21 protein-coding genes are annotated in these 22,214 nt (G+C 71.4%); 10 read left to right on the top strand and 11 right to left on the bottom strand.

The window, feature by feature from the left end:
* Positions 1-184: 184 nt before the first annotated feature.
* Positions 185-1,168, top strand: a complete 984-nt coding sequence (gene sigB, locus H4W31_RS18330; protein WP_225946782.1) for an RNA polymerase sigma factor SigB — start codon at positions 185-187, stop codon at positions 1,166-1,168.
* A 74-nt stretch (positions 1,169-1,242) separates the two neighbouring features.
* Here sigB and H4W31_RS18325 read toward each other — a convergent pair whose 3' ends face one another.
* Both H4W31_RS18325 and H4W31_RS18320 read right to left on the bottom strand, forming a co-directional pair.
* Positions 1,243-2,871: an ABC transporter permease gene (locus H4W31_RS18325; protein ID WP_192767777.1), complete on the bottom strand. Its 1,629-nt coding sequence runs from the start codon at positions 2,869-2,871 to the stop codon at positions 1,243-1,245.
* Positions 2,868-3,794: an ABC transporter ATP-binding protein gene (locus H4W31_RS18320; RefSeq protein ID WP_192767776.1), complete on the bottom strand. Its 927-nt coding sequence runs from the start codon at positions 3,792-3,794 to the stop codon at positions 2,868-2,870. The genes H4W31_RS18325 and H4W31_RS18320 overlap by 4 nt, the downstream gene beginning before the upstream one ends.
* A gap of 170 nt (positions 3,795-3,964) precedes the next feature.
* On the opposite strand from H4W31_RS18320, the gene H4W31_RS18315 reads away from it, so the two are divergent.
* A complete protein-coding gene (locus H4W31_RS18315) occupies positions 3,965-4,909 on the top strand; it encodes a TetR family transcriptional regulator (RefSeq protein WP_192767775.1) in 945 nt (314 codons plus the stop codon).
* A gap of 62 nt (positions 4,910-4,971) precedes the next feature.
* Here the strand turns inward: H4W31_RS18315 and H4W31_RS18310 are convergent, their stop codons facing one another.
* From H4W31_RS18310 to H4W31_RS18300, 3 genes are all read right to left on the bottom strand, one after another.
* The gene (locus H4W31_RS18310) at positions 4,972-6,030 is read right to left on the bottom strand and encodes a S66 peptidase family protein (RefSeq protein ID WP_192767774.1); all 1,059 of its coding nucleotides are present in this window, start codon (positions 6,028-6,030) and stop codon (positions 4,972-4,974) included.
* A 181-nt stretch (positions 6,031-6,211) separates the two neighbouring features.
* Positions 6,212-7,393: an acetoin utilization protein AcuC gene (locus H4W31_RS18305; protein WP_192772198.1), complete on the bottom strand. Its 1,182-nt coding sequence runs from the start codon at positions 7,391-7,393 to the stop codon at positions 6,212-6,214.
* Positions 7,394-7,501: 108 nt separating this feature from the next.
* A complete protein-coding gene (locus tag H4W31_RS18300) occupies positions 7,502-8,383 on the bottom strand; it encodes a sulfurtransferase (protein WP_192767773.1) in 882 nt (293 codons plus the stop codon).
* A gap of 98 nt (positions 8,384-8,481) precedes the next feature.
* Between H4W31_RS18300 and H4W31_RS18295 the strand changes: the two genes are divergently transcribed.
* On the top strand, positions 8,482-9,171 hold the full coding sequence (locus H4W31_RS18295) for a metal-dependent transcriptional regulator (protein ID WP_192767772.1): 690 nt from the start codon (positions 8,482-8,484) through the stop codon (positions 9,169-9,171).
* 100 nt (positions 9,172-9,271) lie between these two features.
* On the opposite strand, the gene H4W31_RS18290 is transcribed toward H4W31_RS18295, so the two are convergent.
* Positions 9,272-9,817 carry a hypothetical protein gene (locus H4W31_RS18290; RefSeq protein WP_192767771.1) on the bottom strand — a complete coding sequence of 182 codons (546 nt, stop codon included), beginning with the start codon at positions 9,815-9,817 and terminating at the stop codon, positions 9,272-9,274.
* A gap of 136 nt (positions 9,818-9,953) precedes the next feature.
* Positions 9,954-10,244: a DUF5522 domain-containing protein gene (locus tag H4W31_RS18285; RefSeq protein WP_192767770.1), complete on the bottom strand. Its 291-nt coding sequence runs from the start codon at positions 10,242-10,244 to the stop codon at positions 9,954-9,956.
* A gap of 144 nt (positions 10,245-10,388) precedes the next feature.
* Here H4W31_RS18285 and H4W31_RS18280 point away from each other — a divergent pair, with 144 nt between their 5' ends.
* Positions 10,389-10,883, top strand: a complete 495-nt coding sequence (locus tag H4W31_RS18280; RefSeq protein WP_192767769.1) for an SRPBCC family protein — start codon at positions 10,389-10,391, stop codon at positions 10,881-10,883.
* Between the two features lie 123 nt (positions 10,884-11,006).
* Positions 11,007-12,287, top strand: a complete 1,281-nt coding sequence (locus tag H4W31_RS18275) for an MFS transporter (RefSeq protein ID WP_318783254.1) — start codon at positions 11,007-11,009, stop codon at positions 12,285-12,287.
* Positions 12,288-12,335: 48 nt separating this feature from the next.
* Here the strand turns inward: H4W31_RS18275 and H4W31_RS18270 are convergent, their stop codons facing one another.
* Positions 12,336-13,295 carry a DUF2332 domain-containing protein gene (locus H4W31_RS18270; RefSeq protein ID WP_192767768.1) on the bottom strand — a complete coding sequence of 320 codons (960 nt, stop codon included), beginning with the start codon at positions 13,293-13,295 and terminating at the stop codon, positions 12,336-12,338.
* Positions 13,296-13,441: 146 nt separating this feature from the next.
* Between H4W31_RS18270 and H4W31_RS18265 the strand changes: the two genes are divergently transcribed.
* The 4 genes from H4W31_RS18265 to H4W31_RS18250 are packed head-to-tail and all read left to right on the top strand — an operon-like array spanning position 13,442 to position 16,915.
* Complete coding sequence (locus tag H4W31_RS18265; protein WP_192767767.1) at positions 13,442-14,359, top strand: ABC transporter ATP-binding protein; 918 nt, start codon at positions 13,442-13,444, stop codon at positions 14,357-14,359.
* Positions 14,356-15,075 (top strand): ABC transporter permease, encoded by a 720-nt coding sequence (locus H4W31_RS18260; RefSeq protein ID WP_192767766.1) that lies wholly within the window; start codon positions 14,356-14,358, stop codon positions 15,073-15,075. The genes H4W31_RS18265 and H4W31_RS18260 overlap by 4 nt, the downstream gene beginning before the upstream one ends.
* A 5-nt stretch (positions 15,076-15,080) precedes the next feature.
* A complete protein-coding gene (locus H4W31_RS18255; protein ID WP_192767765.1) occupies positions 15,081-16,244 on the top strand; it encodes a sensor histidine kinase in 1,164 nt (387 codons plus the stop codon).
* A complete protein-coding gene (locus H4W31_RS18250) occupies positions 16,241-16,915 on the top strand; it encodes a response regulator (RefSeq protein WP_192767764.1) in 675 nt (224 codons plus the stop codon). The genes H4W31_RS18255 and H4W31_RS18250 overlap by 4 nt, the downstream gene beginning before the upstream one ends.
* Before the next feature lie 183 nt (positions 16,916-17,098).
* Here the strand turns inward: H4W31_RS18250 and H4W31_RS18245 are convergent, their stop codons facing one another.
* The 3 genes from H4W31_RS18245 to H4W31_RS18235 all read right to left on the bottom strand — a co-directional run bounded on the left by H4W31_RS18245 (position 17,099) and on the right by H4W31_RS18235 (position 21,073).
* A complete protein-coding gene (locus H4W31_RS18245) occupies positions 17,099-19,957 on the bottom strand; it encodes a vitamin B12-dependent ribonucleotide reductase (RefSeq protein ID WP_192767763.1) in 2,859 nt (952 codons plus the stop codon).
* Between the two features lie 69 nt (positions 19,958-20,026).
* Positions 20,027-20,536: a transcriptional regulator NrdR gene (gene nrdR / locus H4W31_RS18240; RefSeq protein ID WP_192767762.1), complete on the bottom strand. Its 510-nt coding sequence runs from the start codon at positions 20,534-20,536 to the stop codon at positions 20,027-20,029.
* Positions 20,537-20,818: 282 nt separating this feature from the next.
* Positions 20,819-21,073 (bottom strand): LysM peptidoglycan-binding domain-containing protein, encoded by a 255-nt coding sequence (locus H4W31_RS18235; RefSeq protein ID WP_318783253.1) that lies wholly within the window; start codon positions 21,071-21,073, stop codon positions 20,819-20,821.
* A 315-nt stretch (positions 21,074-21,388) separates the two neighbouring features.
* Here H4W31_RS18235 and lexA point away from each other — a divergent pair, with 315 nt between their 5' ends.
* A complete protein-coding gene (gene lexA, locus H4W31_RS18230) occupies positions 21,389-22,174 on the top strand; it encodes a transcriptional repressor LexA (protein ID WP_318783745.1) in 786 nt (261 codons plus the stop codon).
* The last annotated feature ends 40 nt before the right edge of the window (positions 22,175-22,214 follow it).

The raw sequence follows: 22,214 nt of genomic DNA, 5'->3' as shown, positions 1-22,214 counted from the left end.
CGGCTTCACGCCCCAACGGCCAAGCTGGTTGTCACCAGCGAGGTATTCCGCTGGGAGGCGTCACTTTGTCGAAGCGGGGAGGCGACAGATGATGGTCCGGCACATGAACGAGAACCACACTAGCCCGGCCAGCACGGTCGGGACCGATAACGAACTGGTCAACGACGGCGGGCCCGGCCAGGTCATGGTCGACCTCGACGCCACCGACGAGCGGGGCGCGTCGGCCGACCTCGTCCGGGCGTACCTCAACGGTATCGGCCGGACCAAGCTGCTCACCGCGGTGCAGGAAGTGGAGCTGGCCCGTCGGATCGAGGCGGGGCTGTACGCCGAGGAGAAGCTCACCGCCGACGAGCGGCTGCTCCGGGGCGGACAGCCGGGCGGGACGTCCGGGGCGTTGCCGGTGGATCTGCGGGGCGACCTGATGACGATCGTCGTCCAGGGGCGGGCCGCGAAGAACCACCTGCTGGAGGCGAACCTGCGGCTGGTGGTCAGCATCGCGAAGCGGTACACCGGGCGGGGCATGGCGTTCCTGGACCTGATCCAGGAGGGCAACCTCGGCCTGATCCGCGCCGTCGAGAAGTTCGACTACACCAAGGGCTACAAGTTCTCCACCTACGCCACCTGGTGGATCCGCCAGGCCATCACCCGCGCCATGGCCGACCAGGCCCGCACCATCCGCATCCCGGTGCACATGGTCGAGCAGGTCAACCGGATGGTCCGGACCCGTCGGGACCTGGCCGCCTCACTGGGCCGGGAGCCGAGCGTCGCCGAGGTCGCCGTCGCGCTGGGCGTACAGGAGTTCCAGGTCATCGAGCTGATCTCGTACGACCGGGAGCCGGTGAGCCTGGACCAGGCGGTCGGCGAGGACGGTGAGAGCGCCCTCGGTGACTTCGTCGCGGCGGTCGACCCGCGCGACGAGCCGGGCGACGCGGTCTCCCAGGGCATGCTCCGCAACGAGGTGGAGATCGTGCTGGCGACGCTGTCGCACCGCGAGCAGGCGGTGATCCGGCTGCGCTTCGGCCTGGACGACGGTCGGCAGCGCACCCTCGACGAGGTGGGCCGCGAGTTCGGGCTGTCCCGGGAGCGGATCCGTCAGATCGAGAAGGTGACCCTGCTCAAGCTGCGCCACCCGTCCCGCGCCGACCGACTCGAGTCGTACGCGAGCTGAGCCGTACGCCGAAGCCCCCGCCACCACCGGTGGACGGGGACTTCGGCGTACCCGGGCCGGGCGAGCCGGTGCGGTCAGCCGATCGCCAGGTCACGGCGGCGGAACAGCGCCATTCCCAGGCCGGCCAGCGCCACCGCGACCAGCAACAGGGTGACCAGCGGCACGGCGGCCGGATCGGCGGCCGGCACCGCCGGCAGGTGGGTGAAGGGCGAGACGTTCAGCACCGCCTGCGGCAGCTCCAGCAGCGCGCCGAGCTGGCCGAGCAGCACGCAGACCAGGAAGGCCGACCAGGACAGCGCCACCGCCAGCCGGGGCAGCAGCCCGAACAACAGCGCGACCAGACCGGCCAGGACCAGCGCGGCCGGCGCCTGTAGCAGCCCGGCGGCGGTGAGCCGGGCCAGCTCACCCGGTACGTCCCCGGTGACCAGTCCGTACCCCAGCCCGGTGCTCGCCCCGGCGACCGCCAGCAGTGCGACGGTGCCGATCCCGGCCCAGAGCAGGTGGCTCAGTAGCCAACCCGGCCGGCTGACCGCCGTCGCCAACACCCCCTCCAGGGTTCCGGCGGCCTCCTCGGCGCGCAGCCGCAGCACGGACTGGACCGCGTAGCCGGCCACCGCGAGCGCGAACATGGCCATCATGGTGCCGAGGAACGCGTCGACCAGTACGTCGGTGCCGCCGAGCTGGGCGATCAGCTCCGAGGCGGCCTCGTTCTCCCCCACGAAGCTCTCCAGTTCGTTGCCCACCGAGCCCATCGCCAGCCCCATCACGGCGACCCCGATCGCCCAGCCGAGCAGGACACCGCGCTGCAACCGCCAGGCCAGGCCCACCGGACTGAGCAGGTGGCGTACCGCCACCGCCGGGCCCCGGCGGACCGCCAGCAGCCCGCTGCCGAGGTCGCGCCGACCGGTGAGCGTGAAGGCGAGCCCGACGGCCGCCGCGCAGAGCCCGGCGGTCAGCGCCGCGACCCACCACCGGTCACCGTCGAAGGGCCGGATCTGGTTCGCCCAGCCCAACGGGGACAGCCAGGACGGCCAGGCGCTGGTCACCCGCAGTCCGTCCGCGCTGACCTCACCCCAGGCGTCCCCGGCGGCGCGGAGCAGGAAGGCGAGCCCGACGGCGGCCGATGCGATGCCGTTCGCGCCCCGGGCCGTACCCGAGACCTGGGCGGCGACCGCGGCCACCGCGGCGAAGGCGACACCGATCCCGCCGATCGCCGTGCCGAGGGCCAGCGAACCGGACAACGGCAGTCCATCGGCGACGAGGACCAGGCTCAGCAGCAGCCCGCTGAGGACGTTCGCCGCCAGCGTGGTGAGCAGCGCGGCGGAGAGCAGGGCGTGCCGGCCGACCACGGCCGAGCCGAGCAGTTCCGCCCGGCCGGTCTCCTCGTTCTGCCGGGTGTGCCGGATCACCGCGAAGGTGCTCAGCAACGCGGCGAGCAGGGCCAACATGGTGTACGCCTCGGCCGTCACCACCGCGCCCAGGCTCGGTCCGGAGGCGGGACCGTTGAACGCCCGGGCGACGACGCTGGCGGCGCTGGTGGTGGCGTACCCGATCCGGTCCTGCTCGGTCCCGTACACCCCCCGGACGCTCTGCAGCACGGCGGCCGTCACCGCCGGCATGGCCAGTACCCAGATCAGCAGCCTGGTCCGGTCCCGCCGGATGGCGAGCCGGGTCAGCGCGGCGGTGCCGGTGAATCCGGTCATCGGGCACCCGCCGTCGCCGGCTGCGCCGCACCGCTCCGGTCGAGATCGTCGCCGTAGTGCCGCATGAACAACTCCTCCAGGGTCGGCGGAGTGCTGGTCAGCGCGCGTACGCCGAACCGGGCCAGGTGGCTCAGCACCGGATCGAGGGTGCCGGCGTCGACCTCGAACCGGGTGCTCGACCCGGTCACCGTGACCGCGTGCACCCCCGGCAGGTCGGCGAGTCCGTCGACCTGCCGCTCGGTCTCGACCGTCATCGGCGTACGGGTCAGGTGGCGCAGCTCGGCCAGGGTGCCGGACTCGACCGTACGGCCGGCCCGGATGATGCTGACCCGGTCGCAGAGCGCCTCCACCTCACTCATCACGTGGCTGGAGAGCAGCACCGTACGGCCGGCGTTCCGCAGCGCGCCGACGTAGTCCCGGAACACCTTCTCCATCAGCGGATCCAGGCCGGAGGTCGGCTCGTCGAGCACGAGCAGTTCCACGTCGGAGGCGAACGCCGCGACGATCGCCACCTTCTGCCGGTTGCCCTTCGAGTAGGTGCGGCACTTCTTGGTCGGGTCGAGGTCGAACCGTTCCAGCAGCTCGGCGCGGCGCGCCCGGTCGAGTCCGCCGCGCAGCGCGCCGAAGAGGTCGATCGCCTCACCACCGGACAGGTTCGGCCAGAGGTTGACGTCGCCGGGCACGTACGCCAGCCGGCGGTGCAGCCCGACGGCGTCCCGCCAGGGATCACCGCCCAGTACGGTGACCTCGCCCGCGTCCCTGCGGAGCAGCCCGAGCAGGATCCGGATGGTGGTGGACTTGCCCGCACCGTTCGGCCCGAGGAACCCGTGCACCTCGCCGGTCCGGACGGTCAGCTCCAGTTCGTCCAGCGCACGGGTGGCCCCGAAGGTCTTCACCAGGCCGGCCACCGAGACAGCGGTCATGACGCCCCCTTACTAGTGCCGCTCACGACATCTCCCCAGCGGGATCTCCTCACCGAGGACGATGCGGCGACTCGCAGTGTGACGATGTGTCAATTCACAGTGTACTGACCGATGGTAGGACGACGGTCACAAATTTCTGACTGTCGGTCAGGGCCCGGTACGCTCGCGGGATGGACCGACCGCCGACCCTCGACACCCGTGGCCGGATCCTGCGGACCGCGCTCGACCTGTTCGCCGCACACGGCTACCAGCGCACCTCACTGCGCGAGATAGCCGATCGGCTGGGACTGACCAAGGCCGGCGTCCTCTACCACTTCCCGAGCAAGGAACACCTGCTGGTGGCGCTGGCCGAGCCACTGCTGTCCGACCTGGAGGCTGCCCTGGACCGGGCGGCCCGGCTGCCCTGGCCGGCGGCCCGCTGGGCGGCACTGGCGGGCTGGCTCGACACCCTGCTCGCCCATCGCCGTCCACTGGGCACGCTGTACCACGACATGACCCTGCTCGCCCGGGGCAGCACGTACGCCCGGATCATGCAACTGGCGCTCCAGGCGTACGGGCTGGTCGCCGGGGCGGACGCGACCCGGCTCGAACGGATCCGCGCCGTACAGGCCGTTGCGATGCTCGGCGATCCGATCGTCTTCTTCACCGACGTGCCGGACGACCAGTTGCGGGCGGACATGCTGGACGGGGTGGCCCGGCTGCTCGGCGAGTCGCCACCCGGGCAGTCCCCGGCGACCGGCGGGTACGGACCGCCGGCCGCCCGGCCCGGGGCGGAGGCGGCGGAACCGGCCGGCGGCACGGCCTCCGGCCCGGCGGACGCGGTCGGCGCCCCGGCCGGGATCGCCCGGTCGACCGGGACCGGCTCGTCGACCGGGACCAACTCGGCGACCGGCACAGACCCGTCGACCGGGGCGGGCCGGCGTGGCGCGGGCCGCCCTCCGGCGCTGAGCGTCGAGCAGATCAGGACGGCCCGGTCGATGCACACCCGGGGCTCGCACACCGTCGACCAGATCGCCGCGAACCTGGGGGTCTCCCGGGCGACGGTCTACCGACACCTGCGGGGCACCCGGTCAACCTCTCCAGCAATTAATGAGACGGTTTCTGAGACAAATTAGAGACGGTTTTGCGACAGCGCCGACGAACTCGGCCCGGCCGGTGACCACAGCGCCGGACCGGCTCACCGCACCCCGGGCGCGGTGACGAGCGTGCCCGCCTCGGCGTCGATGGTGGCCTCGACACCGAGCGGTACGGTGAGCTGACCCGGGCCGTGCCCCAACGGCAGCCCGCCGAGCACCGGCACGCCGAGATCGCCCAGCCGGTCGGAGAGCACCGTGGCCAGGTCGTACCCGGGTATGCCGCTCGAGTTGGTGATCTGCCCTACCGCGACCCCGGCGATCCCCTCCAGCGCACCCACCCGGCGCAACTGGGTCAACATCCGATCGACGCTGTACGCCGCCTCGTCGACGTCCTCGAAGAGCAGGATCGCGCCGGAGAGCCGGGGGAAGTCGGGGGCGCCGAAACTCGTGGTCAACATCGTCAGCGTGCCGCCCAGCAACACGCCGGTGGCCCGACCGGGAACCATGACCGCCGCGCTCGGCTCGGCCGGGTTCCGGGTGATCGTGACCGGGTCGGTGGTCATCACGGCCCGACGCAGTGACTCGATCGACGCCGGGCCGGTCCGGGCGTCGTTCCAGTTCATCACCGGCCCGTAGAAGGTCGCCAGCCGGGCCGTCCGCCACAGCCGCCCGTGCAGCGCGGTCAGGTCGCTGAACCCGACGAACACCCGGGGATCCCGGCCGAGCCCGCTCGGGTTGAACCGGTCCACGATGCGTTGGGTGCCGTAGCCGCCCCGGCAGGCGAAGACGCCTCGGACACCCGGATCGGTGAAGGCCGCCCGCAGGTCCGCGAGCCGGTCGGCGTCGGTGCCCGCGAAGAAACCGTGCTGGTCGTAGACGTGCGCGCCGATCTCGACCGTCAGCCCCCAGCTCTCCAGGATCTCCACTCCCCGGGCCAGCAGGGCGGGGTCGGCCGGGCGGGCCGGCGCCACGATCCGGACCCGGTCACCCGGGCGGAGTGCGGGCGGCTTCGCGACGAGCCGGCCGGCCGGGGTCGGCGGCGATGCCGGTGCGGCCAGGGCCGTACCGCCGGTGACTCCCCCGGCCAGGATGCCACCGGCGGCCACGGTGCCGGCCCGCAGCAGTCGTCGTCGGGTCACTGCGCTCTGCTGATCCGTCATGGCCCGTTCCCCCATCCTCGTCGTCCAGGATGGACGCCGGTCATCCGACTATAGAGATCGGTCGATCACAGCCGGGCCGACGCAGCCGGGTGGGCATGGGCACAGTTGTCCCAGAACCGCAGGTCAGAGGTCGGAAAGCGGCCGTCCGGACAGCTCCGGACGGCTGGTCGGGGAGGGGAGGTCAGACCGCCGGGTCGAGCGGGTCCAGGCCGTGCAGCGGGAACACCGCCCGGCGGGTGGCCAGGATCTCGCGATCCACCGCGTCCGGTTCGCCCGTGGGCTGCCAGGGCTCGTACGAGACGTCGGCGTCGTCGGTCATCCGCAACGGCACCTCACGGTCCGGGCGCCGGTCCCGGGCCAGCGCCCGCCAGTCCGGTGGGGTCAGCGCGGCCGGGTCGACCGGTTCACCGGTGGCCACCGCGAGCAGATGTGTCCAGGCCCGGGGCACTACCTCGACCAGGGCGTATCCGCCGCCCCCGGTGGCCACCCACCGACCGTCGCACAACTCGTCGGCGAGCGCCCGCAGGGCGAGATAGCTGGCCCGCTGACCGTCCACGGTCAACCGCAGGTCGGCGAGCGGGTCCAGCCGATGGCTGTCCGCACCGCACTGGGTGACCAGGATCTCCGGCCGGAACGCCCGGAGCAGCGTCGGTACGGTGGCGTGGAAGGCCCGCAGCCAGCCCGCGTCACCGGTACCCGGTGGCAGGGCCAGGTTGACGGCGCTGCCCTCGGCGCCCGGCGCACCGGTCTCGTCGGGAAACCCGGTTCCCGGAAAGAGCGCCAACGGAGTCTCGTGCAGGCTGATCGTCAACACCCGTGGGTCGTCGTAGAAGATCTGCTGCACCCCGTCGCCGTGGTGCACGTCGACATCGACATAGGCCACCCGCTCGGCGCCGAGGTCGAGGAGCCGGGCGATGGCCACCGCCGGGTCGTTGTAGACACAGAATCCCGCCGCCCGGCTCGGCATGGCGTGGTGCAGTCCCCCCGCCACGTTGACCGCCCGCCGGGCCTCGCCCCGCCACACCGCCTCGGCCGCGGCGAGGGTGGCACCCGCGACCAGGGCGCTCGACTCGTGCATGCCGTCGAAGATCGGGTTGTCCGGGGTGCCGAGGCCGTAGCCGGAGAAGAGCGGGTCGTTCGGTGCCGCCCGTACCGCGTCCAGGTAGTCCGGCCGGTGCACCCGGGCCAGCGCGGTGTCGTCGGCCGGCGTCGGCGCCACCAGGCGTACGCCGGGGCGGTCGAGGACCCCGAGCGACCGGGCCAGCGCGATGGTCAGTTCCACCCGGACCGGATCGAGTGGATGGTCGCCCAGGTCGTACGCCAGCAGACTCTGGTCCCAGACCACCACAGTGCCGTCCGACATGGCGCTCATCGTCGCATGCTGACGGGGCCTCGGCCGGCCAGAGCCGCCCGATGGCCTCCGGAACGCGAGTCGGCAGCCGGATTCCGGGACGGGATCGGGCGGTTCGGCTCAGGGTCGTTCCGGGTCCGGACCTGGGACCGGGTCGGGGTCGGGACCGATGGCGACCGGGCGGGCGGGGTCGGTGAGCCAGTCGCTCCACGAGCCGACGTAGAGCGCGGCGTCGGGGCGGCCGGCCCGGTGCAGGGCGAGCACGGCCTGGGCGGCGGTCACCCCGGATCCGCAGTACGCGCCGACCGGTACCCCGGGCCGGACGCCGGCCTCGGCGAACCGCGCGCGCAGCAGGTCGGCGGCCGGCAGGCGGCCGTCGGCACCGACGTATTCGGCGGCCGGAAGGTTGACCGCGCCGGGGATGTGCCCGGCGACCGGGTCGATCGGCTCGCTCTCGCCCCGGTAGCGCGGCGCCGTCCGCACGTCCACCAGCACCCCTTCGGCGGCGAGCCGGGCCGCCTGACCGGCGTCGAGCGCCGGCATTCCGCCGGGGCGCACGGTGAGGTCGCCCGGTACCGGGTCCGCCGGCTCGGCCGAGACCGGCGCTCCCGCCCCGGCCCAGGCCGGGAAGCCACCGTCGAGCACCCGGACCTGGCGGTGCCCGGCCCAGCGCAGCGTCCACCAGGCCCGCGCCGCCGCCATCCCGTCGCCGCCGTCGTAGACCACCACCGGGTGACCGGCCCGCACCCCCGCCGCGCGGAGTACCCGCTGCAACGCCGCCGGATCGGGCAGCGGATGCCGCCCGCCCGCCCCGGGCGGCCCGGACAGCTCCGCATCAAGATCGACAAAGACCGCGCCGGGAAGGTGTCCGGCGAGGTAGTCGGCCCGACCGGGCGGCCCGACGAGCCGCCAACGGACGTCCAGCAGGGTCGGCGGTTCGGCGGACGCCAGCTCCGCGGCGAGCCCGGTCACATCGACAAGAAGATCATCCGGTACGGACACGGCGTCCAGTCAACACCATCGGGTACGGAACCAGCCCGGCTCGGCGACACTGAATATCGGTCCCCCGAGGTAACATCGTCATCGGGAGGACCGCTGACGTGAACGACCTTGTCGACACCACCGAGATGTACCTGCGCACCATCCTTGAGCTGGAGGAAGAGGGTGTGCCCCCGCTGCGTGCCCGGATTGCCGAGCGGCTGCGCCAGAGTGGTCCCACCGTCAGCCAGACAGTGGCCCGGATGGAACGCGACGGACTGCTGACCGTCGAGGACGACCGCCACCTGCAACTCACCGCCCTCGGCCGGACGCACGCGGTGTCCGTGATGCGCAAGCACCGGCTGGCCGAGTTGCTGCTGGTCAACGTGATCGGGATGCCCTACGAGGAGGCCCACGAGGAGGCCTGCCGCTGGGAGCACGTGATGAGCGACTCGGTCGAGCAGAAGGTCTACGAGCTGCTCAACCGGCCCACCCGGTCGCCGTACGGCAACCCGATCCCCGGGCTGGAGTCGTTGGTCACCAACCCCGACGTCCCGGCCGCCGAGGCGGTCGGCGACAGCGAGCGGAACCTCGCCTTTCCCGGTCTCAGTGGTCCCGTGGTGGTCCGGCGGATCTGTGAGAGCGTCCAGACCGACGGTGACGTGCTGCGCCAGTTGCACGCCGCCGGGGTGGACCCGGGCGCGACGGTCACCGTCGCGCAGGAGCGTGACGGGGTGACCATCGACCGGTCCGGCGACAAGATCCGCCTGCCGCGCGAGGTCGCCTCCCGAGTCTTCGTCGCCGCCCACTGAGCGCCACCAACCCGGTTTTCCGATCATCGTTCCGCCCGTCCGGCTTCCTGCCGGGCGGGCGGATTGTCGACCGGGCGGCCCCGGTGCGACCCTCGCCCGATCAGAGACTGCTGGTGTCGACCTTCTTCGCCAGGGCGACGAGCTTCGGCGTGAGCGCGTCGGCCCCGGCCCGGTCCGCACCGGTCGGGAACGTGTAGCGGAGGCTGACCAGACGCTTGTCGCCGGAGAGCCAACCGATCTCCACACCGACCCCGGAGCCCTTCGCGGCCGCCACCGCCGACTGGTACGCGGCCTTGCCGAGCCCCTTGACGGACTTCCCGCCGCTCGGCACCATCTCGTCGGCGAAGATCGCCGCGTCGGCCGTGGTCGGCGTGACCGACAGCGACAGTTCGGGGCGGGCATCGGCCTCGGCACGCAGCACACACGTGTCCGTCTTGCCGTGCCGGCTCGCCGCCGAGACCTCGAACTGGGTGCCGATGGCCTGCTCGACCACCTGGTACTCCAGCAGCTGACACGCACCGCCAGCCGCCGACGCCGGAAGCCGTACGACCTTCGGCGCCGGTCCGAGCGGCTCCGGAGCGGGATCTTCACCACAGCCGGTGAGCATCAACAGCCCGACACCCACCAGGCACAGCCGCCCGCGCACCGCCGACCTCCCATCCGCCCGGTCGCAGCGACCGGGGAATCCGTCGGCCACCGTACGGGTTCCGCGCGGCTGGCGAAACCCCGTACTCCGGTGTGCCTGGTGGCGCCGCCGGGGAACCCGCTCCTCGCCCCGCCCGCTACGGCGCAGACGGGTCCGAGGGCGCCGGATCGTCGACGTACGGGCAGTGGCGGCAGCCGCGCCCGCAGCAGGTGCCACGACGGGCCAGGAAGCCCGCGCTGAGCACGAACAGCCCGGTGGCCGGGTCCGGATAGCCCGCCTCACCGGCGGCGAGGGCGGCGGAATGGGCGGCCAGGATCCGGTCCCGGTCCGGATGCGTCGGCGACAGCCGGGACGGGTGCGGCGAGTCCAACGGCCGGGGCGCCAGCGGCAGCCGGCGCCCCGGCCCGCTGGTGTCGGCACCGTCCATTCCGCCGACCCTACGACACCGCCGTGCCTCGTCAGCCGGCCAGTGCCGGCCCGGCGTCAACCGACGAATGGAACGGGATCGGCCGACTAAGGTGTCGAGTGGGGAGACCGCGGCGGCGAATCCGCCATCCCAATGGAGAATCCGGTGGACGACGACCTGGCGAATCGATTCGACGACATACATTGGCCGGACGGACTCTCGCCGGAGGGCGCCGATCTGTTCACCCACAACGAGGTGTTCATCGACGCGTCCTGCTCGACCGTGTGGCAGCTCCTGATCGCCGCCGAGCAGTGGCCGCAGTGGTACCCGAACGCCCACGACGTGCAGATCCTCAACGATCGGACCGGCGTGCTCCGCGAGGACAGCAGGTTCCAGTGGACGACGCTCGGAATCGACGTCCTCTCCGAGATATTCGAATTCGTCCCGGACACCCGCATCGGTTGGTACGGAAACGCGGTCGGTCTTCGGGCGTACCACGCCTGGCGGCTGCTCGACGAATCGAACCGCTGTCACGTCATCATGGAAGAGGCGGCCCGCGGCCCGGCCGCGGTCGGGATGCGCAATTCCGACCCCGACGGTATGCACAAGGCTCACGACCTGTGGAACGACCGGTTAAAACTCCTCGCGGAGCGCCGGTAGCCGCCGTTAGGGTTCGACCGCCCCCTGGCCGTGGGCACCGCTCGCCGACCATTCGCCGCCCACCGCCGGCTCGGCGCCAGCGCCGACGGTCAGCTCCGTTTCCCGTGCTGGACGAGGACCTCAGTGACGCAACAGCTGACGCCGCCGCCGGCCACCGACCCGGCGCCGCGCCCCTCACTCTGGCGAGCCAGGAACTTCCTGCTGCTCTGGAGCGGTCAGACCGTCAGCGAACTGGGTACCCGGATCTCCGGCATCGCGATACCCCTGCTCGCGGCCAACGACCTCGATGCCAGCGTCTTCCAGATCTCTCTGCTGACGTTCCTGGCCTGGCTGCCGTACCTGCTCTTCTCGCTGCCGGCCGGGATCCTCGCCGACCGGGTCGACCAGCGAAAGTTGATGATCGCCTGCGATCTGGGCCGGATGGCCCTGCTGGTGTCGCTGCCGCTGGTCGCGATCGGCGGCACGCTGAGCCTGGCGTACCTGTACGTCGTCGTCGGGCTCTCCGGCGTCCTCACCGTGCTCTTCACCGTCGCCTACCGGAGCACGCTGCCGAAGCTGGTGGCCGCCTCCCAACTCGTCGACGCCAACGGAAAACTCGGGATGAGCCAGGAGTTCGCCGAACTCGTCGGTACGACCATCGGCGGGGCGCTGATCGGCGCAGTCGGCGCGGCCAGAACCTTCTTCAGCAACGGATTCGCCTTCCTGGTGAGCGCCGTGACGCTCTGGCTGATCCGGGAGGTACCGGCCGAGCCGGATACCGGGCCGGCGGACGACGGGCGGCCCTCGGTGCGCGACGCCCTGACCGGAGGACTCAGCTTCATCCGCCGACAGCCGATCCTGTCCAAGCTCCTGGCCTGCACGACGACCTCGAACTTCTTCGTGATGGCGTCGAGTTCCATCGAGATCACCTTCCTGGTCCGCGAGCTGCACGCCTCGTCCCTGCTGGTCGGCCTCGTCTTCACGATCAGCGCGCTCGGCGGCCTGGTGGCCGGTGCCATGACGAACCGGATCTCGGCGCGGATCGGTTCGGCCCGGATCATCTGGGTGGCGATGCTCGTGCCCGGCCCGCTGTACCTGCTCATGCCGCTGGCCCGGCCCGGCTGGGGCCTGTTGCTCTACGGGGCCGGGCTGGCCGCGTTCTCCGCGAACTCGGTGCTGTTCAACGCGGCGGCGATGTCGTACCGGCAACACGTCACCCCGGCCCGGCTCCTCGGCCGGGTCAACGCGGCGTTCCTGTGGGTCTGTTACGGGGTGATCCCGCTCGGCGCCTTGTTCGGCGGCGCGCTCGGCAGCCAGCTGGGCCTGCGGACGGCGCTCTGGATCTGTGTGCTCGGTACCTGGAGCGCCGCCCTGTTCGTCCTCTTCTCACCGCTGCGGAAGATGCGCGACATGCCGGCGGTCTGATCCGTCACGACGTCGTCGACCCGCGCGGGGGCATGGGCCCGATCCGGGCTACCCGGGCAGCAGGCTCATCCCGTCCGCGAACCAGGTCATCGCCTGCCCGTGCGAGCGGGTCCAGGCCAGCGGCGTCCCGTCCAGGCTGAGCACGTTGTACAGGGCCTCGCCCGGCGGCTCCGGCAGCGCCCCGTGCGGCAGCACGTCCGGGGTCTCGTTCGCGATCCAGTGCCCGGGCAGTCCGCGTACCAGCTCGGTGAACGCCTTCCGCCTCGGCGCCGGCACCTGGTACAGCACCGAGGTGTGGAACACCACCAGGGTCGCGCCGGCCGGTGCCCGCGCGGCCAGCGCCGGCAGGTCGTCCACCAGGTCGCCCCGGACCAGCAGCGGCGGATCGGCCGCCGCGACGGCCGCCGCGGCCCGCAGCCGGGCGCGGCGGTGCAGGTGCTCCGGCCAGACCAGCGCCTCGAGCCACGCGACGTCCGCCGGGTCCGTCACGTCGAGCGGGTTCAGGTCCAGGCCGGCCCGCCACACTACCTCGGGTACGCCGGCCGGCGGCGCCATCCCGGCCACCTCGCACTCCAGAACCGGTTCACCGGAGCCGACCACCTGCTCCCCGTAGCGGTAGGCGTACCGGTCGGGGTAGAGGCAGAGCCCGGCGGAGGCGCCCACCTCGATCAGCGCGAGCGGCTGCGGCAGCGCGGCGAGCAGCGGCAGCAGTACGGCACACCGCCCGGCCTCGTTCGTCTGGGTGGCCCGGCGGTGCAGCTCCGCCTCGATCGCCGACCAGTTCGCCACCGTGTACCCGTGGAAGGCGGCCGGGTCGTCGATCGGACCGCCGAGCAGCCGTACGACGCCGAACAGCAGGTTGGGCTGGCGCTTGGCCGGCGGAAGCGTGCCAAGCAGGGCCAGTATGTCGTCGTCGCGGGACACGGCGTGGGCCAGTCGCTCGTACCCGGGCGACACGCCGGACGCCTCCCGCTCGGCGAACTCGGCGTAGATCGTGGCGATGGTCATTCCCCAATGATCACGGCCGAACTCCGCTCCGTCGACGACCCGTCGCACCACCGGCAAGGTTCGTCGCCTCTCCGACCAGGGTGGGAGATCAAGTGTGGTCCGCGGGTTGATGACCGGAACCGCCCCCGAGCGGGACCGTTGTGCACATGACGAAAGCACCTCCCCTCCCCGCCCCTGCCGCGGTCCTCACCGCGGAACGGCTCACCAAGCGGTTCGGTCGGCTGACCGCGGTCGACGACGTCTCCTTCGATGTCCGGCCTGGCGTCGTCACCGGCTTCCTCGGCCCCAATGGTGCCGGCAAGACCACGATGCTGGCGATGTTGGCCGGCCTGGTGCGCCCGACCTCGGGCCGCGTGCTGCTCGGCGGTACGCCACTACAGGAACGTTCGCCACAGGCTCGGACGATCGGCGTGGCGATCGAGGCGTGTGGTGCGCACCCGGGCCGCTCGGCCCGGCAACACCTGCGGATCCTGGCCGGGTTCGCCCGGCTGCCACGGACCCGCGTCGAGGAGGTGCTGGCGCTGGCGGGGCTGACCGAGGTAGCCGGTCGACGGGTCGGCACCTTCTCGCTCGGCATGCGCCAGCGGCTGGGGCTGGCCGCCGCCCTGCTGGGAGACCCCGAGGTACTCCTGCTCGACGAACCGGCCAACGGACTCGACCCCGAAGGGATCCGCTGGCTCCGCACGCTGCTGCGTGAGCGGGCTGAGCGGGGCCGGGCGGTGCTCGTCTCCAGCCACCTGCTCAGCGAGGCGGCGCACACCGTCGACGATGTCGTCGTGGTACGGCAGGGCCGGGTGGTTCATGCCGGCCCGATCGCGGACCTGACTCCGTCCAGTGGTGTGTGGGTACGCACCGACGCGCCCGGACGGCTCACGGAGGCGGTGGTACGTGCGGGTGGCCGGATCACGCCGGACGTGACCAGTGGGCGCTACCTGATCGATGGCCTGGACGCGCCCACCGTCGCCGAGGTGACCCGCCGAGCGCAGGTGGATCTGCACGAGCTGACACCGCAGTCCACCTCGCTGGAAGACGTGTTCCTCGACCTGATCGGAGCCCGGTCATGACCTTGATCGTCGGTGAGGTACGCAAACTCCTCACGATTCGGACCGCGCTCTGGTTCGCCCTCGCTTCGGTCGCGCTCGCGGTCCTCAACGTCGTCATCGTCTCGCTCGCCTCCGGAACGCTCGACGAAGTCACCGAGAAGGAGGAGGCGCTCGGCGGAATGCCGCTGCTCCTGTTGTTCTTCGGCGCGGTGGCCGTGACGGCCGAGTACCGGCACCGCACCGCGGCGCCAGCGGTCCTCGTGTCCGGCCGCGACCCTGGCGCCGTCGCCGCTGCCCGGCTGGTCGCGACCGTGCTCGTCGGACTGGGCCTGGCCGTACTCACGACGGGAGCGTCGTTCGCCCTCGGGGTGCCGATCCTCGCCTCGCACCACCCCGGTCCCGATCTCACGACGGCACAGTTGATCTCGTTGGCCGGTGGATGCGTCCTCGCCGGGACGCTCTCGGTGCTGGTGGGTGCCGCCCTCGGCGGTCTTCTCCGCAACCAGATCGCCGCCGTGGTGGCCGGGATCGTCGTCTACTTCGTCGCGCCGTCGCTGATCGGGATGATCAACACCTCGGCGGTCGACTACACCCCCTTCGGGAGCGTGCAGGTGCTCACCAAGGGTGTGCACGGCGCGACACACTCCCTACCGGCCTCCGCCCTGGCGCTCGCCGCCTGGGCCGTCGGGCTGGCGGTGTTCGCCGTGCTCGCCGAACGACGTCGAGACCTAGGATAACGGCCATGACCTGGTTCAAAGCCCTCCGGTTGCGGGCCCAACCGGGGGGCGGGCGGTGGCTCGGTCCCAGCGCCGAGCGGGTGCTGGTCGACCTCCTCGCGGTCGTGGTGGGCGTCGCGGGCGAATTGTCCCTCCTCTACAACGACGTATCCCCGCTGGTCCGCCCGGTGCCCGTCCTCCTCACCGTGATCGCCGGCACGGCACTGCTCGGTCGGCGCCGCTTTCCGGTCCTGGTACTGGCGGCCATGCTCGCCACCACCGGTCTCCTCTTCGCCCTGGGCGAGTACCCAGGCGGGTTTCTGGTCGGTGTCGCGCTGTTCACCGTCGCCGAACGCTGTGGGGCCCGGGTGTCGGTGGTGGCACTGATCGGCGCCACGGTCGTGCTCGTGGCCCTCTCGGTGAGCTCGGTGCCGGTGCCGGTGGCGGTGTGGGCGGTCGGCGCCGCCCTACGCGGTCGCCGCCGGCACCACGACGACCTGCGGGCCCGCGCCACCGCCGAGCGGGCCGAGCGTGAACAGCGGGCAGCGATCGCGGCGCACGAGGAGCGGGCCGCGATCGCGCGTGAACTCCACGACATCGTCGCGCACTCGGTCACGGTGATGCTGGTCGGCGTACGTGGCGCGCGGGACGTCCTTCCGACGGCACCCGACGTCGCCGCCGACGTACTGCGCCGGGTGGAGTCCAGCGGTGAGCAGAGCATCGCGGAACTGCGCCGACTGCTGGCACTGCTGCGCTCCGGAGTGCCCGCCGCGACATCCTACGCAGCACCGCACCGACCCTCGCCGGGCCTGGCCGAACTGGCGGAACTGGCGGCCACCTTCCGTGCGGTCGGCCTCTCGGTCAGCCTTGAGATCGACGGCGAACCGCCTGTCCTTGACGAAGGGGTCGGCCTGTCGGTCTATCGAATCGTCGAGGAAGCCCTCACCAACGCCCTGCGGCACGCCGGGACCGACCACGCGCTCGTCCGACTCAGGACCGGGCAGGGCCACCTCGATCTCGAGGTGTCCGACCGCGGAGTGGGGCCATCGGGACAGCACCCTCCCGGCGGCCACGGGCTGGTCGGCATGCGCGAACGCGTCCGACTCCTCGGCGGAAACTTCGCGGCAGGACCCGGTCCCGACGGCGGCTTCCTGGTCGCCGCGCACGTGCCGATCACGGTGTACCCGTGAGCATCCGGGTTCTGCTGGTCGACGACCAGGAACTGATCCGCATCGGTCTTCGGCTCTTTCTCGACACCCAGGACGGGATCGACGTCGTCGGCGAGGCGCAGGACGGCGCGGAGGCGGTGGCACGGGCAGCCGAACTACGACCGGATGTGGTCGTGATGGACGTCCGGATGCCCGTCCTGGACGGCGTCGCGGCGACCGCCCGGCTGACCGCGCCCGGACGCGACCACACCCCCCGGGTACTGATCCTCACCACGTTCGATCTCGACGAGTACGTCTACGGAGCACTGCGCGCCGGCGCGGCCGGATTCCTCCTCAAGGACGCGCCACGCGACCGTCTCCTGGAGGCCATCCGCGTGGTCGACGCGGGGGACGCGTTGCTCTCGCCCACCGTCACCCGCCGACTGATCCAGGAGTTCGCCGCTCGCCCGTCCGTCGCCGTACGCCCCTCCCCGCTGCTCGGCACGCTGACCCCACGCGAACGCGAGGTACTCGTCCTCGTGGCCCGCGGACTGACCAACGGAGAGATCGCCGAGAAACTGGTGGTGACCGAGGCGACCGTGAAGAGCCACCTCGGCCGCGTACTGGCCAAGGTCGGCGCCCGCGACCGGGTGCAACTGGTGATCTTCGCCTACGCGAACGGAGTTGCTGCCGCCGACCTCGACGGCCGCTGAGGGTCCGACAGGTCAGCCACGAGGTCTCACGGCGGCTCGACGCGACATCGCTGAATCAGTTGCCGCCCGGAGCGACGTACGCATTGCCACACAGCAGGAACGGGATCGGACCCTGTGGCCCGATCCCGTTCTGTCACGTTCTACCTACACCTGCAATGGTGCACCGAACGCGATTCCGGCTGTTCAGCTGCATCCGGAGGTCGAGCCGCAGCCCTCGCAGACGTAGCAGCTGCCGGCGGGCCGCATCTTGGTGCCGCAGGTGAAGCAGAGCGGGGCGTCCTGCGCCTTGCCGAGCACCGCCTCCAGCAGTTCGGTGGAGGAGCCCACCTTGGGCGCCGGCCGCTCCGGCGCCGCCTCGATCACCGGCTGCTCCGCCGCCGGCTCCGACCTGGTCTCCACCGGTGCGGACGCGGCCATCGCGGCGAGGTCGACGGCGCTCTCCGCCTCCGCCTCCGCCCGCAACTGCGCGGCCCGCTCCTTGGCGGTGAAGATGCCCAGTTCCGCCCGCCGCTCCTGGGGCAGGAAGTCCAGGGCCAGCCGCCGGAAGATGTAGTCCATCACCGAGGCCGCCATCCGGATGTCCGGGTCGTCGGTCATCCCGGCCGGCTCGAACCGCATGTTGGTGAACTTGCTGACGTACGTCTCCAGCGGCACGCCGTACTGGAGGCCGATCGAGATCGCCACCGAGAAGGCGTCCATCACCCCGGCCAGCGTCGAGCCCTGCTTCGACATCTTGAGGAAGACCTCGCCCAGACCGTCGTCCGGGTACGACGAGGCGGTGAGGTAGCCCTCGGCCCCGCCGACCGAGAACGACACCGTCTCGGACGGGCGCTTCTTCGGCAGCCGCTTACGCACCGGCCGGTACTCGACGACCTTTTCGACCGTCTTCTCCGGCGCGGCCGGCGTGGCCGCCTTCGCCGGCTCCCGCTTGGACGCCGACAGCGGCTGACCCACCTTGCAGTTGTCCCGGTAGATCGCCAGTGCCTTGAGGCCCAACTTCCAGCCCTGGAAGTAGATCTCCTCGACGTCGGCGACGGTGGCCGCCTCCGGCATGTTGACCGTCTTGGAGATCGCGCCGGAGATGAACGGCTGCACGGCCGCCATCATCCGGACGTGCCCCATCGGCGCGATCGACCGCTCGCCCATCGCACAGTCGAAGACCGGGTAGTGCTCCGGCTTCAGCCCGGGCGCGTCGACGACGTGGCCGTGGTCGGCGATGTGCTCGACGATCGCCTCGACCTGCTCCTCCGGGTACCCGAGGCTGCGCAGGGCGCGCGGCACGGTCTGGTTGACGATCTGCATCGAGCCGCCGCCGACCAGCTTCTTGAACTTGACCAGCGCCAGGTCGGGCTCGACCCCGGTGGTGTCGCAGTCCATCATCAGCCCGATGGTGCCGGTCGGGGCGAGCACGGACGCCTGGGCGTTCCGCCAGCCCGACTTGTCACCGAGCTTGTTGCCCTGGGTCCACTGCTTGGTCGCCTCGCGGACGATCTCGGTGGCGACCGCGCTGGTCGGCTTGATCTCGTCGTTCGCGGCGGCGTGCTTGCGCATCACCCGCTTGTGCGGCTCGGCGTTGCGGGCGTACCCGTCGTAGGCGCCGACCACGCCGGCCAGCTCGGCCGAGCGGCGGTACGCCGTACCGGTCATCAGCGAGGTGATGGCGGCGGAGACCGAGCGGCCACTCTCGGAGTCGTACGGGTGGCCGGTCGCCATCAGCAGCGCACCGAGGTTGGCGTACCCGATGCCGAGCTGCCGGTACGCCCGGGTGGTCTCCCCGATCTTCTCGGTCGGGAAGTCGGCGAAGCAGATCGAGATGTCCATGGCGGTGATCACGAACTCCACCGACCGGACGAACTTCTGCACCTCGAACCCGCCGTCTGCCCGGAGGAACTTCATCAGGTTCAGCGAGGCCAGGTTGCACGAGGAGTTGTCCAGGTGCAGGTACTCCGAGCACGGGTTCGAGGCGGTGATCCGGCCCGTCTCCGGGCAGGTGTGCCAGTCGTTGATGGTGTCGTCGTACTGGAGGCCGGGGTCGGCGCACTCCCAGGCGGCCTGGGAGATGGTCCGGAACAGCCCCTTGGCGTCGACCGTCTCGATCACCGCGCCGTCCAGCCGGCCACGGAGGTCGAACGAGCCGCTGTCCTGCACCGCCCGCATGAACTCGTCAGAGACCCGGACCGAGTTGTTGGCGTTCTGGTACTGCACGCTGACGATGTCGGAGCCGCCGAGGTCCATGTCGAAGCCGGCGTCGCGGAGCGCGCGGATCTTGTGCTCCTCGCGCGCCTTGGTGACCACGAACTCCTCGATGTCCGGGTGGTCCACGTCCAGGATGACCATCTTGGCCGCCCGCCGGGTAGCGCCGCCGGACTTGATGGTGCCCGCACTGGCGTCCGCGCCCCGCATGAAGCTGACCGGCCCGGAGGCGGTGCCGCCGCTGGAGAGCAGTTCCCGGGACGAGCGGATCCGGGACAGGTTCACCCCGGAGCCGGAACCGCCCTTGAAGATCAGACCCTCTTCCTTGTACCAGTCGAGGATCGAGTCCATCGAGTCGTCGACGGCCAGGATGAAACACGCCGAGACCTGCTGCGGCGAGGCCGTACCGACGTTGAACCAGACCGGCGAGTTGAAGCTGAACACCTGGTGCAGCAGCATCCAGGTCAGCTCGTGCTCGAAGATCTCCGCGTCGGCGCCGGTGGCGAAGTAGCCGTGCTGCTCCCCCGCCGCCCGGTACGTCCGCACCACCCGGTCGATGAGCTGCTTGAGCGACCACTCCCGCTCCGGGGTGCCGACCGCGCCCCGGAAGTACTTGGTGGTCACGATGTTGGCCGCGTTGACGCTCCAGGAGTCCGGGTACTCCACGCCCCGCTGCTCGAAGTTGATCGAGCCGTCCCGCCAGTTCGTCATCACGACGTCCCGGCGCTCCCAGGTCACCTCGTCGTACGGGTGTACGCCCTCGGTCGTCCAGACGCGCTCGACCTTCAGGCCGGCCGTGGCCGCCGCCCGGGTCCGTGACTTACTCGCTGTCACACCTTCCCCCGACATCTCATCCGCCCCCTTGCGCGCACGACTCTTCCCGTCGTGCGTCCGTCGCTGATTCGAAAACTGAAAGAACTAACCGGTCGGAGCGCCGGCCGGCCCGACGACCCCGATGCCGTCCCCCGACTGGCTCCGGGCCATTGCCGCCGCGCGCAGCGTCTCGATCTCCCGCTCGAAGTCGTCCAGCGACTCGAACGAGCGGTACACGCTGGCGAAGCGGAGGTAGGCCACCTCGTCCAACTCCCGTAGCGGCCCCAGGATGGCGAGCCCCACGTCGTGGCTCGGCAGCTCGGCGGCGCCCTTGGCCCGGACGGTCTCCTCGACCCGCTGCGCCAGCAGCGCGATCGCGTCGTCATCCACCGGGCGGCCCTGACACGCCTTGCGTACCCCGCCTATGATCTTGATCCGGCTGAACGGCTCGGTGACCCCGCTGCGCTTGACCACCGCCAGCACGGCCTCCTCGACCGTGGTGAACCGCTTGCCGCATTCCGGGCAGGACCGTCGACGGCGGATCAACTGGCCGTCGTCGGCCTCCCGCGAGTCGACCACCCGGGAGTCGGCGTGCCGGCAGTACGGACACCGCATCACCGACCTCCTTCCGCCGTCGCGACCACCGCGCGTCTCGCCCACCGGGCAGCCACCGGCCGCGGGCCCGCCACGCCGGGTGGCTCCCGCGGTGTCGGTGAACCTGAGAGCTGCGGGTAGTTGAACCCCAACTTCTAGGCGACTTACACCCTTGTCACTACTACATCTAGGGGTCGACCGTATGTCGCCGACGGGCCGAGGTCAAGTTCACGGGGCGTGGCGCAGCCCGCAATCTTCAACTGGCGCAGCCCGCAATCTTCAACCGCGTGACCGGGCGGGCGGTTACCGTTCCGTAGGCAGGATCAGCCGCTGCCCGGCGTGCACCGTGTAGTCCTCCAGGCCGTTCAACCGACGGATCTCATCGATCACGGCGAACGGCTGCGAGCCGGGTCGGTGCCGCTCGACCACCGACCAGAGGGTGTCCCCCGGGCGCACCACGGCGGTCGGCACCGGCCCCGGCGGATCGGCGGCCCGGGACGCCGGCGCCAGGACCGCCGCCAGCCCGGCCACGAGCAGCAGCAGAAGAATCGTCACCACCAGTCGACCCCGCCGAGTCAGCCGCAGCCGGCCACCTCCGGAAGCCCTCGACACCCCCGCCGCACCCATCGCGACCTCCAAGATCGAACACCAGTTCTAACGAACAGACGTACGATGGTCTACCAGAACAGTTGTTCGAAGTCGAGCCTCCAGGGGCGACACGCCGCGCCGATGTCGAACAGATGTTTGAAACTGTGTGATCTCACCTATACGGTCGTGAACATCGACACCGGATTCGCCGAGGCGGAGTTCCGGCGCCGACCCCACGACGCACCACGAGCCGCCAAGGCACCCCACCGCCACCAGGAGGACGACGTGTCGACCGACGACCGGACGAGCCGGCAGAAGCCCCAGAAGAGCGGCGTACCAGGCACCCGGGCCAGCCGACGCACGGCCGGGCCGCGGGCTCGGGACGGCGCGCCCGCCCTGCGGGCCGTGACCCCGGTGGTGAGCGCGTTCCCGGACCTGGTGACCGCGGACCTGACCGCCCGGCAACGGCGCATCCTGGAGTTCATCCGGGACTGGGTGGAGCGGTACGGCTACCCGCCGAGCGTCCGCGAGATCGGTGAGGCGGTCGGACTGGTCTCCCCGTCCAGCGTCGCCTACCAGCTCAAGGAGCTGGAGCGGAAGGGGTTCCTGCGGCGCGACCCCAACCGCCCGCGCGCGGTGGACGTGCGGCCGCCCAGCGAGATGATCGACGACGAGACCGCCCGTGCCCAGCGCCCCACCCCGGCGTACGTGCCGCTGCTCGGTCAGATCGCCGCCGGTGGCCCCATCCTCGCCGAGCAGGCCGTCGAGGACATCTTCCCGCTGCCCCGCGAACTGGTCGGCGAGGGCGACGTCTTCATGCTCCAGGTCAAGGGCGACTCGATGCTCGACGCGGCGATCTGTGACGGCGACTGGGTGGTCGTACGCCAGCAGCCGACGGCGAACGCGGGGGAGATCGTCGCGGCGATGCTCGACGGTGAGGCGACGGTGAAGACCTACCGGCGCCGCGACGGGCACGTCTGGCTGATGCCGCAGAACTCCGCCTTCGACCCGATCCCCGGGGACGACGCCACCATCATGGGCCGGGTCGTGGCGGTACTCCGCCGGATCTGACGCCTTTCTCCGCACCTTCGGCGCCAGTGCCACGCCCCGG

The organism is Plantactinospora soyae, assembly GCF_014874095.1.
Lineage (GTDB): Bacteria > Actinomycetota > Actinomycetes > Mycobacteriales > Micromonosporaceae > Plantactinospora > Plantactinospora soyae.
This window is presented reverse-complemented; position numbering and strand designations above follow the sequence as displayed.

Excerpts from the sequence above, each read along its gene's own strand:
- sigB (WP_225946782.1), top strand. The coding sequence starts at position 185 with ATGGTCGACCTCGACGCCACCGACGAGCGGGGCGCGTCGGCCGACCTC.
- H4W31_RS18325 (WP_192767777.1), bottom strand. The coding sequence starts at position 2,871 with ATGACCGGATTCACCGGCACCGCCGCGCTGACCCGGCTCGCCATCCGG.
- H4W31_RS18320 (WP_192767776.1), bottom strand. The coding sequence starts at position 3,794 with ATGACCGCTGTCTCGGTGGCCGGCCTGGTGAAGACCTTCGGGGCCACC.
- H4W31_RS18315 (WP_192767775.1), top strand. The coding sequence starts at position 3,965 with ATGGACCGACCGCCGACCCTCGACACCCGTGGCCGGATCCTGCGGACC.
- H4W31_RS18310 (WP_192767774.1), bottom strand. The coding sequence starts at position 6,030 with ATGACGGATCAGCAGAGCGCAGTGACCCGACGACGACTGCTGCGGGCC.
- H4W31_RS18305 (WP_192772198.1), bottom strand. The coding sequence starts at position 7,393 with ATGTCGGACGGCACTGTGGTGGTCTGGGACCAGAGTCTGCTGGCGTAC.
- H4W31_RS18285 (WP_192767770.1), bottom strand. The coding sequence starts at position 10,244 with ATGGACGGTGCCGACACCAGCGGGCCGGGGCGCCGGCTGCCGCTGGCG.
- H4W31_RS18270 (WP_192767768.1), bottom strand. The coding sequence starts at position 13,295 with ATGACCATCGCCACGATCTACGCCGAGTTCGCCGAGCGGGAGGCGTCC.
- H4W31_RS18265 (WP_192767767.1), top strand. The coding sequence starts at position 13,442 with ATGACGAAAGCACCTCCCCTCCCCGCCCCTGCCGCGGTCCTCACCGCG.
- H4W31_RS18260 (WP_192767766.1), top strand. The coding sequence starts at position 14,356 with ATGACCTTGATCGTCGGTGAGGTACGCAAACTCCTCACGATTCGGACC.
- H4W31_RS18255 (WP_192767765.1), top strand. The coding sequence starts at position 15,081 with ATGACCTGGTTCAAAGCCCTCCGGTTGCGGGCCCAACCGGGGGGCGGG.
- H4W31_RS18245 (WP_192767763.1), bottom strand. The coding sequence starts at position 19,957 with ATGTCGGGGGAAGGTGTGACAGCGAGTAAGTCACGGACCCGGGCGGCG.
- nrdR (WP_192767762.1), bottom strand. The coding sequence starts at position 20,536 with ATGCGGTGTCCGTACTGCCGGCACGCCGACTCCCGGGTGGTCGACTCG.